14 protein-coding genes are annotated in these 14,907 nt (G+C 67.7%); 4 read left to right on the plus strand and 10 right to left on the minus strand.

Annotated features, from left to right (window positions below; all coding sequences use genetic code 11):
- Nucleotides 1-75: 75 nt before the first annotated feature.
- From pcaC to HTS88_RS09600, 8 genes are all read right to left on the minus strand, one after another.
- Entirely contained in the window at nucleotides 76-525 is a 450-nt protein-coding gene (gene pcaC, locus HTS88_RS09565; RefSeq protein ID WP_174177757.1) for a 4-carboxymuconolactone decarboxylase, read from the minus strand.
- The gene (locus tag HTS88_RS09570; protein ID WP_174177759.1) at nucleotides 522-1,340 is read right to left on the minus strand and encodes an alpha/beta fold hydrolase; all 819 of its coding nucleotides are present in this window, start codon (nucleotides 1,338-1,340) and stop codon (nucleotides 522-524) included. The genes pcaC and HTS88_RS09570 overlap by 4 nt, the downstream gene beginning before the upstream one ends.
- On the minus strand, nucleotides 1,333-2,823 hold the full coding sequence (locus HTS88_RS09575) for a lyase family protein (RefSeq protein ID WP_343044917.1): 1,491 nt from the start codon (nucleotides 2,821-2,823) through the stop codon (nucleotides 1,333-1,335). The genes HTS88_RS09570 and HTS88_RS09575 overlap by 8 nt, the downstream gene beginning before the upstream one ends.
- Complete coding sequence (pcaG, locus tag HTS88_RS09580; protein WP_174177761.1) at nucleotides 2,820-3,383, minus strand: protocatechuate 3,4-dioxygenase subunit alpha; 564 nt, start codon at nucleotides 3,381-3,383, stop codon at nucleotides 2,820-2,822. Before pcaG ends, HTS88_RS09575 begins: the two co-directional genes overlap by 4 nt.
- A gap of 16 nt (nucleotides 3,384-3,399) precedes the next feature.
- The gene (gene pcaH / locus HTS88_RS09585; protein ID WP_174177763.1) at nucleotides 3,400-4,272 is read right to left on the minus strand and encodes a protocatechuate 3,4-dioxygenase subunit beta; all 873 of its coding nucleotides are present in this window, start codon (nucleotides 4,270-4,272) and stop codon (nucleotides 3,400-3,402) included.
- Between the two features lie 63 nt (nucleotides 4,273-4,335).
- Nucleotides 4,336-6,219 carry a bifunctional sugar phosphate isomerase/epimerase/4-hydroxyphenylpyruvate dioxygenase family protein gene (locus HTS88_RS09590; protein WP_174177765.1) on the minus strand — a complete coding sequence of 628 codons (1,884 nt, stop codon included), beginning with the start codon at nucleotides 6,217-6,219 and terminating at the stop codon, nucleotides 4,336-4,338.
- Complete coding sequence (locus tag HTS88_RS09595; RefSeq protein ID WP_174177767.1) at nucleotides 6,219-7,100, minus strand: shikimate dehydrogenase; 882 nt, start codon at nucleotides 7,098-7,100, stop codon at nucleotides 6,219-6,221. The genes HTS88_RS09590 and HTS88_RS09595 overlap by 1 nt, the downstream gene beginning before the upstream one ends.
- 135 nt (nucleotides 7,101-7,235) lie before the next feature.
- Nucleotides 7,236-8,063, minus strand: coding sequence for an IclR family transcriptional regulator (locus tag HTS88_RS09600; RefSeq protein ID WP_174177769.1), 828 nt, complete (start codon nucleotides 8,061-8,063; stop codon nucleotides 7,236-7,238).
- Nucleotides 8,064-8,293: 230 nt separating this feature from the next.
- Here HTS88_RS09600 and HTS88_RS09605 point away from each other — a divergent pair, with 230 nt between their 5' ends.
- A complete protein-coding gene (locus HTS88_RS09605) occupies nucleotides 8,294-9,613 on the plus strand; it encodes an MFS transporter (RefSeq protein WP_174177771.1) in 1,320 nt (439 codons plus the stop codon).
- A 168-nt stretch (nucleotides 9,614-9,781) separates the two neighbouring features.
- Here HTS88_RS09605 and HTS88_RS09610 read toward each other — a convergent pair whose 3' ends face one another.
- Complete coding sequence (locus tag HTS88_RS09610) at nucleotides 9,782-10,870, minus strand: ATP-dependent DNA ligase (protein WP_174177773.1); 1,089 nt, start codon at nucleotides 10,868-10,870, stop codon at nucleotides 9,782-9,784.
- A gap of 52 nt (nucleotides 10,871-10,922) precedes the next feature.
- Nucleotides 10,923-11,846, minus strand: a complete 924-nt coding sequence (locus HTS88_RS09615) for an AEC family transporter (RefSeq protein WP_174177775.1) — start codon at nucleotides 11,844-11,846, stop codon at nucleotides 10,923-10,925.
- Nucleotides 11,847-11,986: 140 nt separating this feature from the next.
- Between HTS88_RS09615 and HTS88_RS09620 the strand changes: the two genes are divergently transcribed.
- Genes HTS88_RS09620 through HTS88_RS09630 form a run of 3 tightly spaced genes read left to right on the plus strand, consistent with a single transcriptional unit; the run spans nucleotide 11,987 to nucleotide 14,828 of the window.
- On the plus strand, nucleotides 11,987-12,979 hold the full coding sequence (locus HTS88_RS09620; RefSeq protein ID WP_174177777.1) for a TIGR03885 family FMN-dependent LLM class oxidoreductase: 993 nt from the start codon (nucleotides 11,987-11,989) through the stop codon (nucleotides 12,977-12,979).
- Nucleotides 12,976-14,670 carry an alpha-amylase family protein gene (locus tag HTS88_RS09625; RefSeq protein WP_174177779.1) on the plus strand — a complete coding sequence of 565 codons (1,695 nt, stop codon included), beginning with the start codon at nucleotides 12,976-12,978 and terminating at the stop codon, nucleotides 14,668-14,670. The genes HTS88_RS09620 and HTS88_RS09625 overlap by 4 nt, the downstream gene beginning before the upstream one ends.
- Nucleotides 14,667-14,828 carry a hypothetical protein gene (locus HTS88_RS09630; protein ID WP_174177781.1) on the plus strand — a complete coding sequence of 54 codons (162 nt, stop codon included), beginning with the start codon at nucleotides 14,667-14,669 and terminating at the stop codon, nucleotides 14,826-14,828. Before HTS88_RS09625 ends, HTS88_RS09630 begins: the two co-directional genes overlap by 4 nt.
- The last annotated feature ends 79 nt before the right edge of the window (nucleotides 14,829-14,907 follow it).

Genomic DNA, 14,907 nt, shown 5'->3' on the forward strand with positions numbered 1-14,907 from the left:
ACATTCTTGACTGGTCTGCCCAACCAGGTAGCAGTTGATGTCGTTTTGGGGGCCCAGAGCGACATCTGCTGCTACTTAGTTGGGTGGGGTGTCCGCGTCCATGTCCTTGAACACCTGCTGGGCGGTCTTGAAAGCCGTATTCGCGGAGGGCACTCCGCAGTAGATGGCGGTCTGCAGCAGGATTTCCTTGATCTCGTCCCTGCTGAGTCCGTTGGTGAGGGCAGCCCGGATGTGCATGGCCAGCTCCTCCCAGTGCCCGTGCGCCACCATGGCGGTAATGGTGACGGCGGAGCGCATCTGCCGGGTGAGGCCGGGCCGGGTCCAGATCCCGCCCCACGCGATCCGCGTGATCATGTCCTGGAAGTCGTCCGTGAATTCGTCTTTGGCGGCGTTGGCCCGGTCCACGTGCGCGTCGCCCAGCACTTCGCGCCGCACCTTCATGCCGCCGTCGTAAATGTCCTGGCTGGTGGCTCCGGGCTGGACGGCGCCGTTGCGTTCGGGGTTCTTCGCGCCGGTGCCGTTCACTTGGCTGCCCCCTGCGATTCGGTCCAGGTGATGAGGCTGCGCATCAGCTCGGCCACGTGGGCGGGGGCTTCTGCCGGGGCAAGGTGGGCCACGCCCTCCAGGGTGACAGCGGTGGCCGTCCCGCCGCCGGCCGTGATGCCGGCCGCCACTTCTTCAGCGAACGACGGCGGCGCCACCCCGTCCAGCGCCCCCGCGATGACCTGGGTGGGCACCCGGATGCTGCCGAGGTCCTCCCGGACATCGAACGCGGCCAGTGCCTCGCAGCAGAAGGCGTAGCTGAACCGGTCGGCATCGCGCAGGGCATGCAGGAGCAAGCTGCTGAGCTCCGGTTCGCGCTCCATGAAACCGGGGGCGAACCAGCGTTCCGCCGAGCCCTGGATCATCACCGGGGTGCCCTGGCTGCGGACCGTCTCGGCCCGTTCCAGCCACCCTTCGGGCGTTCCCAGCTTGGCGCCGCTGCACTGGACGGACAGGCTCTTGAGGCGTTCCCCGTGCTTGATGCCCAGCTGCAGGCCGGTGGCGCCGCCCAGGGAGACGCCCGCGTAGTGGAAGGCCTCTCCGGGGGCGATGGAGTCCACAAGGTCAACCACGGCATCAGCCAGGGCGGCAACATCGAAGGTCCCGGTGGCTGCCGGTGAGACCCCGTGGCCGGGCAGGTCCCAGGCCACGACGTCGATATCGTTGCCGAGGACCGAGGCGGTGCGGTTCCACAGGACGGTGGAGGTGCCCAGGGAGGGTCCCACCACCAGCAGCGGATGGTCACCCAGCGGGCGCTGGGGCGAGAGCAGGGCTGCTTTCAGGGCAGGTTTAGCCACGGGGGTCTCCGTTCGCGTCGGTAAGGGATGATTCGGGGGGCGCCGCGTATTCCGGGAAGGCGGCCAGGATACGGCGGGAAATGTTTGCCGCCGCGCCCAGGTAGCTGGCGGGATTGAGGAGTTCCTCGAGCCGGAGGTCGGTGAGCACCCCGGCCGGCACGGCGTCGCGGAGCAGCTTGCGGTAGGTGGCAGCCTGCTCCCCGGAGGGTGCCTGCAGGGTCTGGTCCACCACGGCCTGCAGTTGTTCCTTCCCGGTGAGGCCGTCCTTTGCCCCCAGCAGGGGCGCCACCGCCGCGCCCACTCCCTCGGCCAGGAGCAGCGGACCGGCGAGGTCCAGGTTGCGGCGCATCGCGTCCGGGAAGGCCTGAAGGCCGCCCGTGAGTTCTCGGATGTGTCCGGCCGCCCCGAGTGCCAGGGCCAGGAGCTGCCGGAGCGCCGGCCACTCGGTGTGCCACGCGGCGTCCGGGCGCTCATCGTTGAAGTTGGCTGCCGCCAGGTGCAGCTGGGCCACGAGCTGGGGTGCCTGCAGCGCCGCGCTGCGGACCAGGACAGACAGTACGGGATTCTGTTTCTGCGGCATGGCAGAGGAGACTCCGCGGCCGGCGGCGCGCGGTTCGGCCAGCTCGCCCACCTCGGGCCTGCTCAGGAACAGCACATCCGCGGCGATCTTGCCGAACGCGTCCAGCACGGCGGCGAGGGCGTTGCCCAGCGACGTCACTACCAGCCGGTTGGTGTGCCAGGGCGCCGGGGCGGCGGCGAGGCCCAGCTGTGCCGCCAGGGCATCCGCCAGGCTGAAGGGGGTGCTTGATGAGCCGGAGGCCAGGACGGTTCCGGCGGCCAGGGTTCCCGCAGCGCCGCCGAACTGGACCGGATAGGCCAGGCCCTCCAGCTGGCGTCCCGCGGCGGCGACGCCATGGAACCATTGCGCAGCCCGGAGCCCGAACGTGAAGGGGAGCGAATGCTGGGTGAGGCTCCTGCCCACGCACAGCGTGTCCGCATGCTCTTCGGCCAAACTGGCAAGTGCCGCCGAGGTGCGCTTCAGGTCGCCGAGCAGCGCTTCAACGGTGTTGCGGGCCAGCAGCATCAAGGCCGTGTCCAGCACGTCCTGGCTGGTCAGGGACGTGTGGACTGCCGTTCCGGCGCCGATGCCGGTGCCGTCCAGCGCCTGGACGTTTTTCCGAAGGTCCGCCAGCAGCGGGATCACCGGGTTGCCCCCGCCCTGGGCGCGTCGGGCTATGCCTGCCACGCTATACCTGCCAGGCTCGGCCGCTGCGGAGACGACGGCGGCGGAACCGGCGGGCGCCAGGCCCGCCTTCTCGAGCACGGCGGCCCAGCCGGACTCGACGGCGAGGATCGCCGCCAGCACGGCCCGGTCGCCCGTCAGCGCACCCACCAGGGGTGACGCCGAGACGGGACTGAGCAGGCCGGCGTCGCCCTCCTCCCCGAAGGTGCCCGCATCTCCCAGGCCGGCGGACCCGGTCACTGGAAGTCCAGGAAGACTGTCTCGCCCTCGCCCTGAAGGCGGACGTCCCAGGTGAGGCCGCCGTCGGCGTCGCGGCGGGCGATCAGCGTCTTGCGGCGCTCGGGGTCCAGGGAGCTCAGCAGGGGGTCGTTGGCCAGGGCCTCGGTGTCCTCCGGGAGGTAGATGCGGGTGAAGAGCCGGTTGGTGAGTCCGCGGGCGAAGATGGCCACGGAGATGAAGGGCGCCGAACCCGGCGACGTCGGGCCCGGGTTCACGGTGGTGAAAGTGAAGACTCCCGAGTTCCCCACGGCGCCGCGGCCCCAGCCGGTGAAGGTGTAGCCGTCGCGGACCAGGGAGCCGGTCTTCTGGACGACGTTGCCCTCGGCGTCGGGCTGCCAGATTTCCAGGATGGCGTCCGGGATGGTGTGGCCGGCTCCGTCATACACCGTGCCTTGCAGGCGGATGGAGCCCGGTGAGCCGGGGGCCAGGAGTTCGTTGTCCTTGTCGAACGGAAGCGCGTAGCCGTAGAACGGGCCCACGGTCTGGCCGGGGGTGGGGACGAGTTTGGTCTGGTTGTTCATCTGACTGGTCCTCTGCCTATTCCTCGTCGCCTGCGGCACCAAGTGCCTCGTTTTCGGTCCAGGTCCGCTTGGGCCCGGTCAGGACAATGTCCCAGTTGTACCCAAGGGCCCACTCGGGCTCGGTGAGGCTGTGGTCGTAGGTGGCCACCAGCCGGTCGCGGGCGTCCTGGTCCACGATGGTCTGGTAGATCGGGTCCAGCGGGAACAGCTGGTCGCCCGGGAAATACATCTGGGTGATGATCCGTTGGGTGAACTCGGTTCCGAACAGGGAGAAATGGATGTGCGCCGGGCGCCAGGCATTCAGGTGGTTCTTCCACGGGTACGCCCCGGGCTTGATGGTGGTGAACCGGTAGGACCCGTCCGGGCCGGTGATGCAGCGGCCGATGCCCGTAAAGTTCGGGTCGATCGGCGCCGGGTGCTGGTCGCGTTTGTGGATGTACCGGCCGGAGGAATTGGCCTGCCAGATCTCCACCAACTGACCGGCAACGGGGCGGCCGTCGCCGTCCAGGACCCGGCCTGCCACGATGATCCGCTCGCCCTGGGGCTCGCCGTTGTGCTGGATGGTCAGGTCCGACTCAAGGGCGTGCACGTCCTGGTGGCCGAAGGCCGGCGAGTACAGCTCGATGGTTTCCGGGTCCGCGTGGTGCAGGCTTTTGGTGGGGTGCCGCAGGATGCTGGAGCGGTAGGGCGGGTAGTCCAGCCGCGGCTGGGTTTCGGCGGGGGAACCCTCTTTGAGGGCCCGTGCGTAGGCTTCGCCCAGGGCGTTGATCTCTGCACTGAGGTCAGCCTGGGTTTCAATGGCGCGGTCAAGGGGCATGTGTGCGGCCTTCGGCTCGGCGGGCGGCACAGACTCGTCGGTATCAAGCTGGGCGTTGGTTTCTTCCGGCACGGCTGGCTCCTTTCTGGTTTTCGTTGTGATTCGTGGGGGCAGTTGGTCAGTTCGGCGGCCGGCTCAGGTCCGGTGCAGCGAGTCGTACTGGACCGCGTGCCGGACCGGGGCGTTGGGCGCCCCGTACCCGTTGTAGCCGCCGCGGCGTTCCACCATTTCGAAGAACACACTGCCCACCGTGGCGGTGTAGAAGTGGAGGAATTCGCCGTCGGCATCGCGGTCGTAGAGGAGGTTGAGTTCCTGCAGGGTGGCCAGGAAACCGGGGTCGAGGTCGAACCGGGCGTCCAGGTCCTCGTAATAGTTCGCGGGGATCTGCAGGAATTCGAGGCCCCGGTCCCGGGCGGCCCGGGCAGTGGCCACGAGGTCCTTTACGGCGAACGCGATGTGCTCCTGGTAGGTCTTGCGGACTTCGCTGCGGGCCTGCTGCACCGGCGCCAGGTTCAGCACCAGCCGGACGGCGGCGTCGGAGGTGGTCATCACCTGCGAGCGCACCAGCCCGCTGGGGCTGGGCACTTCGGCGAAGGGCTGCGGTTCCAGGGCCAGGGCGCTGGTGTAGAACAGGACGGCCTCGTCGAAGTGCTGCCACGGCTGGGCGAGGTTGACGTGGTCGATGACCGCAGCCGCACCCGGCCCGCCGGAAGGAGTGCGGTGTTCCAGGCCTTCCCCGAATTCACGGGTCCAGGCTGCCGTGCCGTCCGGGCTGCCCTGGCACAGGAAGATTTCCGTTGAGTCGGGCGCGGAGATGCCCTGGAAGACTTCCTCGTCGGCCTGGACCTTGCGGGCCACTACGGGAGCCTTGAGCTGCTGCGCCCGGGCCGAGGCAATCACGGGTGAATCGACGTCGAACCCCAAGGCGGCGATCGACGGTTCGGCGTGCGATGCCGCCTGCTCGTTGATGATCACGCGCGCCTGGCCCATGGTCCACAGCTGCACGTCCTTGGTGCGGTGCCTGCCCTCGAACCCGAAGCCGAGCTGGCCCAGGAGCTTCTCAAGCCGGGCGGTATCGTCCGCTTTGACCTCGGCGAAGTTGAAGCCCGCCGGTTCGCTGACCTTGGGCAGCGTGGCGAGTTCCATGGGATAACGACGGCGGGAGGCAGCACTGCCGCCCTCTGCGGCTTCCGCGCTGCCTGCCAGCCATTTGGCGCTCTGTTCCTCCAGCCAGATGAGCGAGCGCATGGCGTCCACGGCTGTGCGGTCCACATCCGACTGGCGGAAGACGTCGTTGAAGACCTCCAGGGAGACCGGGCCGGAGTAGCCGGCCCGGACCACGTGGCCCATGAACTTGGCCAGCTCGAACTGCCCCTCGCCCGGGAACACGCGGTAGTGGCGGCTCCAGGACAGCACATCCATGGTGAGTTTCGGGGCGTCCGCAACCTGGACGAAGAAGATCTTCTCCGGGTCAAGCTTTTCTATTGGCGCGGTGTCCCAGTCGCGGGACAGGATGTGAAAAGAGTCCAGGCAGGTTCCCAGGTTGGGGTGGTCCACCATCTCCACCAGGCGGTAGGCGTGCTCGTAGTCGTTCACGTGCTTGCCCCAGGCCAGGGCCTCGTAGGCCACCTTGATGCCGTGGTCGCCGGCAAGTCCGGCCAGCTGGGCGAGCTGTTCGGCGCGGACGGCGTCGTCGTCGATCGTGGCCGTGGCAACGTTGGAGCAGACCAGGATGGTGTCCATGCCCAGGCGGGACATCAGGTTGAACTTCGCTTCCGCCCGCCGGAGGTTCGCCTTCAGCAGGTCCGGGGCCACGCCGTCGAAATCCCGGAATGGCTGGTAGAGGTCCAGCCCCAGGCCAAGGTCTGCTGCCATGGACCGGACGTCCCCGGGGCCCAGCGGTGAGGTGACCAGGTCCTGTTCAAAGATTTCGATGCCGTCGAACCCTGCGATGGCACAGGCCTGCATCTTCTCCTTCAGGGTGCCGGAGAGGCAGACGGTGGCGATTCCGGTGCGCATCAGGCAGCCACCTCTTCTGCGGCCACGAGCTCCAGGAAGTGCGAGCGCATGCGGTCCGGATCGGGTTCCAGGCCCGTGAAGATGCGGAAGGCATCTGCGGCCTGGCCCACTGCCATCCGGCCGCCGTCCAGGACCTCGCAGCCCTTGGCGCGGGCGCCCCGGACGAGCTCGGTGTCGATGGGGCGGTAGACAATGTCCGCCACCCAGTGCCGGGACTCCAGCAGCTCCAGGTCCAGCGGAACGCCGGGGTGGGCGGCCATCCCCACGGGGGTGCAGTGCACCAGGCCGTCGGCCAGCGGCATCAGCTGCGGCAGCTCCGCCGTCGTGCGCGCCACAACGGTGCTGTCCGGGAAGAAGCCGGCCAGTTCGGCTGCCCGGGCGGCGCTGCGGGCAGCATCCATGTCCACGAGGTCCAGGTGGCGGACCCCGGCGGTGAGGAGGGCGTAGGCCACGGCGGAACCTGCCCCGCCGGCGCCCAGCTGGACCACCCGGTCCAGCCTGGCGCCGGGAAGTCCTGAGGAGAGGGCTGCGGCAAAGCCGGAAAAGTCTGTGTTGTGACCTATGAACCGGCCGCCGTCGATCACCACGGTATTGACCGCACCGAGCCGCACGGCGTCCGGCGTCACCTCGTCCAGGTGCTGCAGGACCAGCTGCTTGCAGGGGTGCGTGATGTTCAGGCCGTTGAAGCCGAGGTTCCTGGCACTGCGCAGCAGCTCTCCCACCGAGTCGCCGGGAAGGCCGAGTTCCACGAGGTCGATGGGCCGGTAGAGGTAGCGCAGGCCCTGGACATCCCCTTCGCGCTCGTGCATGGGCGGGGTGAGTGACGGCATCACACCATCGCCGACCAGTCCCACCAGGTAGGACTCAGTTCGATTACTCATCCGTGCAGCTCCTTTGGTACGGCACCGGGCAGGAGCAGTGCGCCAGGCGGGTGCTGCTGCTGCGGTGTTGAAAGTTACGGTACATCATTTGTTCTATCAGCGCACTGTTGTTCTACATACGAACAAATAGCCGAGTCAGCGTTGCGGCAGGCGGGCCGCAAGCTCGGCGGCCGCCTCCTGCAGCAGCGGGACGCACGCCGCCAGTTCCTCCAGGCCCATGCGGAAGACGGGGACCGCCGTTGCCAGGGAAGCGAAGGCGTGGCCCTGGGAGTTGAGAAGCGGAACGGCGACGGCACGCATGCCCATCTCGTTTTCCTCGTCCATCACGGCATATCCTTGGCGCCGGACCTTATCGATTTCCGCGCGGAAGGCGTCCCGCTCCGTGATGGACTTTTCCGTGAGCTGCTCCAGCGGGAGATCCTCCAGCAGCCGTTCGCGGTCGGCGTCCTCCGCAAAGGCAACCAGCACTTTTCCGACGGCGGTAGTGGAGAGGGAGCCCAGGTGGCCGGGGTCGCTGGTCACCCGGAACATCTGCGGACCGTCCACCTTGTTGACCGTGAGGTGGTGGTGGCCGTCGCGGACGCTGAGGATGGTGGCCTCGCCCGTCTGTTCGGTGACCCGGCGGAGGACCGGCATGGCCGTGCCGGCGAAGCCGTGGTGGTTGGAGACCCGCTGGCCCAGCTGGAAGATCCGCAGGCCCAGGTGGTAGCGGCGGCCGTCCGGTTCGTAGTCCACGAAGCCGTCGCGGGTCAGGGACCCCAGCAGGCGGTAGGTGGTACTGAAGGGCAGCTCGGCCCGTCGGGAGATCTCTGCGGCACTGGCTCCGCGCGGCTCATCGCCCAGGAGGACCAGGAGGCCCAGGGCCTTCCCCACCATGTCCGTGCGGTCCGCTTTGGCCGCCTTGGCCTCAGGAGGGGTGCCAGCAGTTACGTCGTTGTCCGCTGTGGCTTGGTTCACACTCATGGATCGATGCTCCCACATAGTGAGAGTTATTTCTAGATAGTGATTATTTTCTTGACAGGTGACCGCACTCACAGTCACTATTGCTGTATCGCACAAGTAGCTCCCACCATGTGGCTACTGCCCGGGTTATCCCGCACCAATGCCGAGCCGCGCCTCCACCTGAAGGCAGCGCCGGCCGCGAGCCCCCCCCTGATCCATCCGCGACAAAGTCGTCACATCTAAGGAACTCCATGAGCCAGACACTTCCGTCCGCCGAGCCAGGCATTGCCGCCCCGGCCGGGACGCCGAAGAAGGCAGCCCTCGCCAGCTTCCTGGGCAGCGCCGTCGAATATTACGATTTCTTCATTTTCGGATCCGCAGCAGCCCTGATCTTCCCCACGGTCTTCTTCCCCAATGCTGACGCGAACGCGGCCATCATGTCCTTCGCCACGTTCGGTTTCGCCTACGTGGCGCGCCCCGTGGGCGCCGTGATCCTGGGGCACTTCGGTGACAGGGTGGGCCGGCAGAAGGTCCTGATGTTCACCCTCCTCCTGATGGGTGCCTCCACCTTCCTCATCGGCTGCCTGCCGGACTTCAACACGGTTGGCTGGTGGGCTCCCGCCCTGCTGGTGCTGGCCCGGCTCTGCCAGGGCCTGTCCGCCGCCGGGGAACAGGCCGGAGCCTCCTCCATGACCCTTGAGCACGCCCCGGACAACCGGCGCTCCTTCTTCACCTCCTGGACCCTCACGGGCACCCAGGGCGGCCAGATCCTCGCAGCCCTGGTCTTCATCCCCGTCCTGGCCCTCCCGGACGAGATCAAGTACGGCATTGGCTGGCGCATCCCGTTCTGGCTGAGCGCCGTGGTGGTTGTTGTTGCCTTCTTCATCCGGCGCACCCTGCACGAGCCGCCGGCCTTCGAGGAAGCCCAGAAGACCGCCCAAATTTCCAAGCTCCCGGTTGCCGACCTGCTCAAGGCCCACTGGCGCGACGTCCTCCGCGTGATCTGCTGCGCCTTCATCGCCGCCGTCTCCACCGTGTTCGGCACCCTCGCCATCAGCTATGCCAAGACCGTGGCGGGCGTCGACGGCACCACCACCCTCTGGCTCGTGGTCGGCGCCAACTTCGTGGCCCTGGGCACCCAGCCGATCTTCGGCATGCTGGCTGACAGGATCGGCCGCAAGCCCGTCTTCATTTACGGGGCTGTGGCCAGCGCCATCCTGACGCCCGTCTTCCTGCTCAGCCTGGAATCCGGCAGCGTGCCGCTGATGTTCCTGTCCGCCATCGGCTTCTTCTCCTGCGGCTACGCAGCCTCCAACGCCGTCTGGCCGTCCTTCTACGCCGAGATGTTCAGCACCAAGGTCCGCTTCTCCGGCCTGGCCATCGGCACCCAGCTGGGCTTCCTGATGGCAGGGTTCGCACCTGCAATCGTGGCGGCCATGGGCGGGATCAGGCCCGGCGGCTGGGTCCAGATCAGCATCTTCACCGCCGTGATCTGCGGCATCGCGGCCATCTCCGCCCTGACTGCCAAGGAGTCCTACAAGACCCCCACCACGCAGCTCGGCCTCAAGTAGAACCCCGCCCGGCTGGAAGTACCGTCCAGCCCGGTTTTGGAACCGGAAAGCCCGCCATTCCCCCCATATGGCGGGCTTTTCCCCGTTGAAAAATGGGCTGTTCCGGCGCCGCCCGGGGCAGCAGGCACGACGTCGGGTGGCCGGGGACGCCGGCGGCCTCCCCAAAACCTAGGGCCGGCCGGCCTCCAGCACCGACGCCAGGTCAAAACTGACCGGCTCCTCCAGCTGCGCGTACGTGCACGATTCCGGGTCCCGGTCCGGCCGCCAGCGGTTGAACTGGGCCGTGTGCCGGAACCGTTCCCCCTCCATGTGGTCGTACCGCACCTCCACCACCAGCTCCGGGCGGAGTGGTACGAAGGACAGATCCTTGCCGGCGCTCCAGCGGCTGCCCTCGGCGTTGCGCGGCGTCCGTTCCCCCTCCTCCTGCTTGGCCCACGCCCACGGGTGGTCATCGAAGGTGGTTACCAGCGGCTGGAGCTGCTCGTACAGCTCCTTGCGCCGCTTCATGGGGAAGGCGCCGATCACGCCCACGCTGGCCAGGCCGCCGTCGTCCTTGTACAACCCCAACAGCAGCGAACCGACCACATCCGGCCCGCTCTTGTGCAGGCGGTAACCGGCCACCACGCAGTCAGCGGTGCGTTCATGCTTGGTCTTGAACATCACCCGCTTGTCCGGCTCGTACCGGCCGTCCAGGCGCTTGGCCACAACGCCGTCCAGCCCGGCGCCCTCGAACTGGCGGAACCACTGCTCCGCCGTCTCCTTGTCCGTGGTGGCGGCGGTGAGGTGGACCGGGGCCTTGCTTGCCGCGAGCGCCTTTTCCAGGGCCGCACGCCGTTCGGTGAAGGGCCGGCCGGTGTAGTCGTCGTCACCGAGGGCCAGAAGATCGAACGCCACGAAGGAGGCCGGTGTCTGGGAAGCGAGCAGCTTGACCCGGCTGGCTGCGGGGTGGATGCGCTGCTGCAGGGCGTCGAAATCGAGGCGGTCGCCGGAGGAACCGACCAGGATGATCTCGCCGTCCACCACGCAGCGTGGCGGCAGGTTCTCCTTCAGCGCCTCAACAAGCTCGGGAAAATAGCGCGTCATGGGCTTCTCGTTGCGGCTGCCGATCTCCAGCTCATCGCCGTCCCGGAAGATGATGGACCGGAATCCGTCCCATTTCGGCTCATAGCTGAGGTCCCCGCCCCCTGCAACACCAGGAATGCCGCTGACGGCCTTGGCGAGCATGGGCGGGACGGGCGGCATCACGGGAAGTTCCATGCTGCCCATTCTTGCCCGGGGACGTGCCCCTGCGTAACCCCGCCCCGCGGGCTCACCCCGCCAGCAGCCACACGATGAGGATCAGGAACGGCGCCGCTGCCGCCGTTGACAGCAGGACCGTTTCGCGGGCCACTGCGACCCCGCGCCCGTACCTGCCGGCGAACAGGAACACGTTCTGGGCTGTGGGAAGGGCGGCCATCAGCACCACGCCCAGGAGCATGTGCTGGTCCAGGTTGAAGATAAAGCGTCCGACGGCGAACGCCACCGCGGGCATCACCGCGGACTTCAGCGCCGTGGCCGTCAGGATTTCGGCCGTGTGCCCGCCGCTTCGCAGCATCCGGGTGCCGTGCAGGGACATGCCGAAGGCGAGCAGCACCACCGGAACGGCAGCCCCGCCCAGGAGGGTGAGGGGTGCCATCACAGGAGGAGGAAGTTCCACCCGGAACGCGGCCAGGACCACGCCGAGCAGGGACGCGATGATCATCGGGTTGCGGAAGGGCTGGGAGAGCAGCAGCCTGGGCGACACCCGGCCGGCGGCGGAGAGGTCCAGCAGGGTAAGGACCACGGGCGCCAAGAGGAGGAGCTGGACCAGCAGGACCGGTGCCACCGGGGTGGCGTCGCCCAGGGCGTACAGCATGATGGGGATGCCGATGTTGTTGGCGTTGACGTAGGAGCTGGCCATCGCGCCGACGGCGGTCTCAGCCAGCGGCCGCCGGAACCACAGCCTGCTGGCCAGCACGTACAGCAGCGCCGTGGCCGACGCCGTCAGAATGGCCAACGGAACGTAGGCGGAGAAGACCACGGTGAGGTCCGATTCCAGGACCACCGTGAACAGCAGGACGGGGTTGGTGATGAAGAAGGCAGTGCGGGTGAGCGCCGAGACCGTGGGTTCCCCGCCCAGCCCGCAGCGCGCAGCAATGTAGCCCACGGCGATGACGGCGCCGATTACCGCCAGCCCCACCAGCACACCGCCCACGAGTGGTACGTCCTTCCAGCTCCGCCGCCTGCGCAGGAATTCCGGGATGCGCAGTAATACAGGCTTCAAACTTATCTGACAAGTGGCGCCGGGCAGGCCAGCCCTCGACACGGCACCCCTGCGGACGGTAGAGGTTAACGATGGTTACCGTCGGCTTCCACGCCTCACACGAACAGATCAGTCCCGCCCAGCTGCTCAAGGACGTCCAGCACGCGGAACAGGCAGGATTCGATGCCGCCATGTGCTCTGACCATATTGAGCCGTGGTCCGCCCGGCAGGGCCACTCCGGGTTCGCCTGGTCCTGGCTGGGCGCGGCGCTGGCCACCACCAGCCTGCGCTTCGGTGTGGTGACCGCCCCGGGCCAGCGGTACCACCCCGCCATCATCGCCCACGCCTCGGCCACCCTGGCCTGCATGTTTCCGGAACGGTTCTGGATGGCCACCGGGAGCGGCGAGAACATGAATGAGCACGTCACCGGTGACGCCTGGCCGCCGAAGGAAACACGGCAGCGCCGGCTGGAGGAGTGCGTTGAGGTGATCCGCCGGCTGCATCGCGGTGAGGAGGTCACCCACCACGGCCTTGTCACCGTTGAACAGGCCCGGATCTGGGACGTGCCGGACTCCCCGCCGCCGATTATCGCACCGGCCATCAGTGTGGAGACCGCCCGCCGCTCTGCAGCCTGGGCGGACGGCCTGGTCACCATCAACCAGCCGGCCGGCAAGCTCAAGGACATGCTGGCGGCATACCGGGACAACGGCGGCCGCGGCAGGACCGCGCTGCAGGTGCACCTGTCCTGGGCCCCCCGTGAACAGGACGCGGCAGCCATTGCGCTGGACCAGTGGCGGACCAACACCTTCGCCCCGCCGGTCCCGTGGGACCTTCCCACGGCCGGGCATTTCGACGGCGTGAGCGGGCACATCGGCGAGGACCAGGTCCGGAAGGCGGTCAACGTCTCGGCAAGCCTGGACCAGCACGCCGAGTGGCTGGGGGCGTACGCGGCCCTGGGCTTCGACGAGCTCTACCTGCACTTCGTGGGGCAGGAGCAGGCCCCGTTCATTGATGCGTTTGCAGCAGATGTCCTTCCGCAGCTGCAGGGCTCGAAGGTCCAGGCGCCGGCGCAGGCACCCGCATGAGGCTCGCCGAAACTTCGGACCTGTGGTGGAAGAACGCCGTGGTGTACTGCCTGGACGTGGAGACGTTCTTTGACGACGACGGCGATGGCACCGGCGATTTTGCCGGACTGACCCAGCGCGTGGACTACCTCGCCGCACTGGGCGTGACCTGCATCTGGCTCATGCCGTTCTACCCCTCCCCGGACCGCGACGACGGGTACGACGTGACGGACTTCTTCGCCGTGGATCCCCGGCTGGGCACCATGGGGGACGTTGTGGAGTTCATCCGGGCGGCCAAGGACCGTGGAATGCGCGTCATCGCCGACTTCGTGGTGAACCACACCTCGGACCAGCACCCTTGGTTTGTCGAGGCCAGGAAATCCAAGGACAACAAATACCGCGACTACTACGTGTGGCGGAGCGACACTCCCCCGGACACCTCCTCGGAGGTGGTGTTCCCTGGCGAGGAGGACTCTCTGTGGGAAAAGGATGAAGCCACCGGCGAGTGGTACCTGCACATGTTCGCCAAGCACCAGCCGGACCTGGATGTCACCAATCCCTCCGTCCGGAACGAGATTGCCAAGGCGATGGGCCTGTGGCTGGAACTGGGCCTGGACGGCTTCCGCCTGGACGCGGTGCCCTTCTTCCTGGAGACCCGCGGCCAGCCCAAGGACGAGGCCGCGAACCTGGATCCGCATGAGTACCTGGCCGCACTGCGCAGCTTCGTGAGCCGGCGCAACGGCAGCGCCATCCTCCTGGGCGAGGTGAACCTGCCGTACAAGGAGCAGCTTGAGTACTTCGGCGGTCCGGACGGGAACGAACTCAACATGCAGTTCGACTTCATGTCCATGCAGCACATCTATCTGTCGCTGGCACGCCAGGACGCCCGTCCACTGGCGGAGACGCTGAAGGGCAGGCCGCCGCTGCACCCGGACAACCAGTGGGCCATGTTCGTGCGGAACCACGACGAACTCACTCTGGACAAGCTCAGCGACGGTGAGCGGGAAGAGGTCTTTTCCGCGTTTGGGCCAGAGAAGAACATGCAGATCTATGGCCGCGGCCTGCGCCGCCGCCTTCCCCCGATGCTTGGCGGCGACGCAGGGCGCATCCGCATGGTGTACTCGCTGATGTTCGCCCTGCCGGGCACTCCGGTGCTCTTTTATGGGGAGGAGATCGGCATGGGAGAGGACCTCCGGCAGAAAGGCCGGGCTTCCGTGCGCACCCCCATGCAGTGGAACGGCGAAAAGAACGCCGGCTTCTCCACGGCCAAGGTATCGGACCTGGTGGCGCCGCTGGCCCGGGGAGAATACGGTCCCGAGCACGTCAACGCCGCGGCCGCGAAGAGGGATCCCGGCTCGCTGTTCAACTTCATGGTCACGCTGATCCGCCGCTACCGCGAATCGGCGGAGCTGGGCTGGGGCGAGTTCGCCATCATCGACCAGCCAGAGCCTGCAGTCCTTGCCCACACCTGCAGTTCGGACGGCGGCACACTGGTGCTGCTGCACAACTTCGGGGAGGCCCCCGTGACGGTTAACGGCACAGTGGGCCCGGAGGACGGGCCAGCGAATGCGTTCCGGGACGCCACCCTGCTGGACCTGTTCGACGGCGACAACATCACCCTGGATCCCGACGGCGGCTTCGCCGTTGAACTGGAACGTTACGGCTACCGCTGGTACCGCCTCCACCGCAAAGGCGACAGGCTGGCACCATGAGGTGGGTGGTCCCGCTGCTCGTCGTGGTGCTCGGCGGGGCCGTCTTCGTGCTCGGCGGCGCCGATGATTCCCCGGGCCTGCAGGGCATCGGTGCTGTGCTCGTGGCCGGTGGGATCACCCTCGGCGTCCGCGGCGTGCGCCGGGACCGCCGGCGGTAGGCAGCAGGCAGCCTTGAAGCACCACGCAACTGTGCCGGAACCGCACCACGGCCAGGCGCCCGGACCGTAGACGGGACGC

Origin of the sequence: Pseudarthrobacter oxydans, assembly GCF_013314975.1 — a bacterium.
In the GTDB taxonomy this organism is placed as follows: domain Bacteria; phylum Actinomycetota; class Actinomycetes; order Actinomycetales; family Micrococcaceae; genus Arthrobacter; species Arthrobacter oxydans.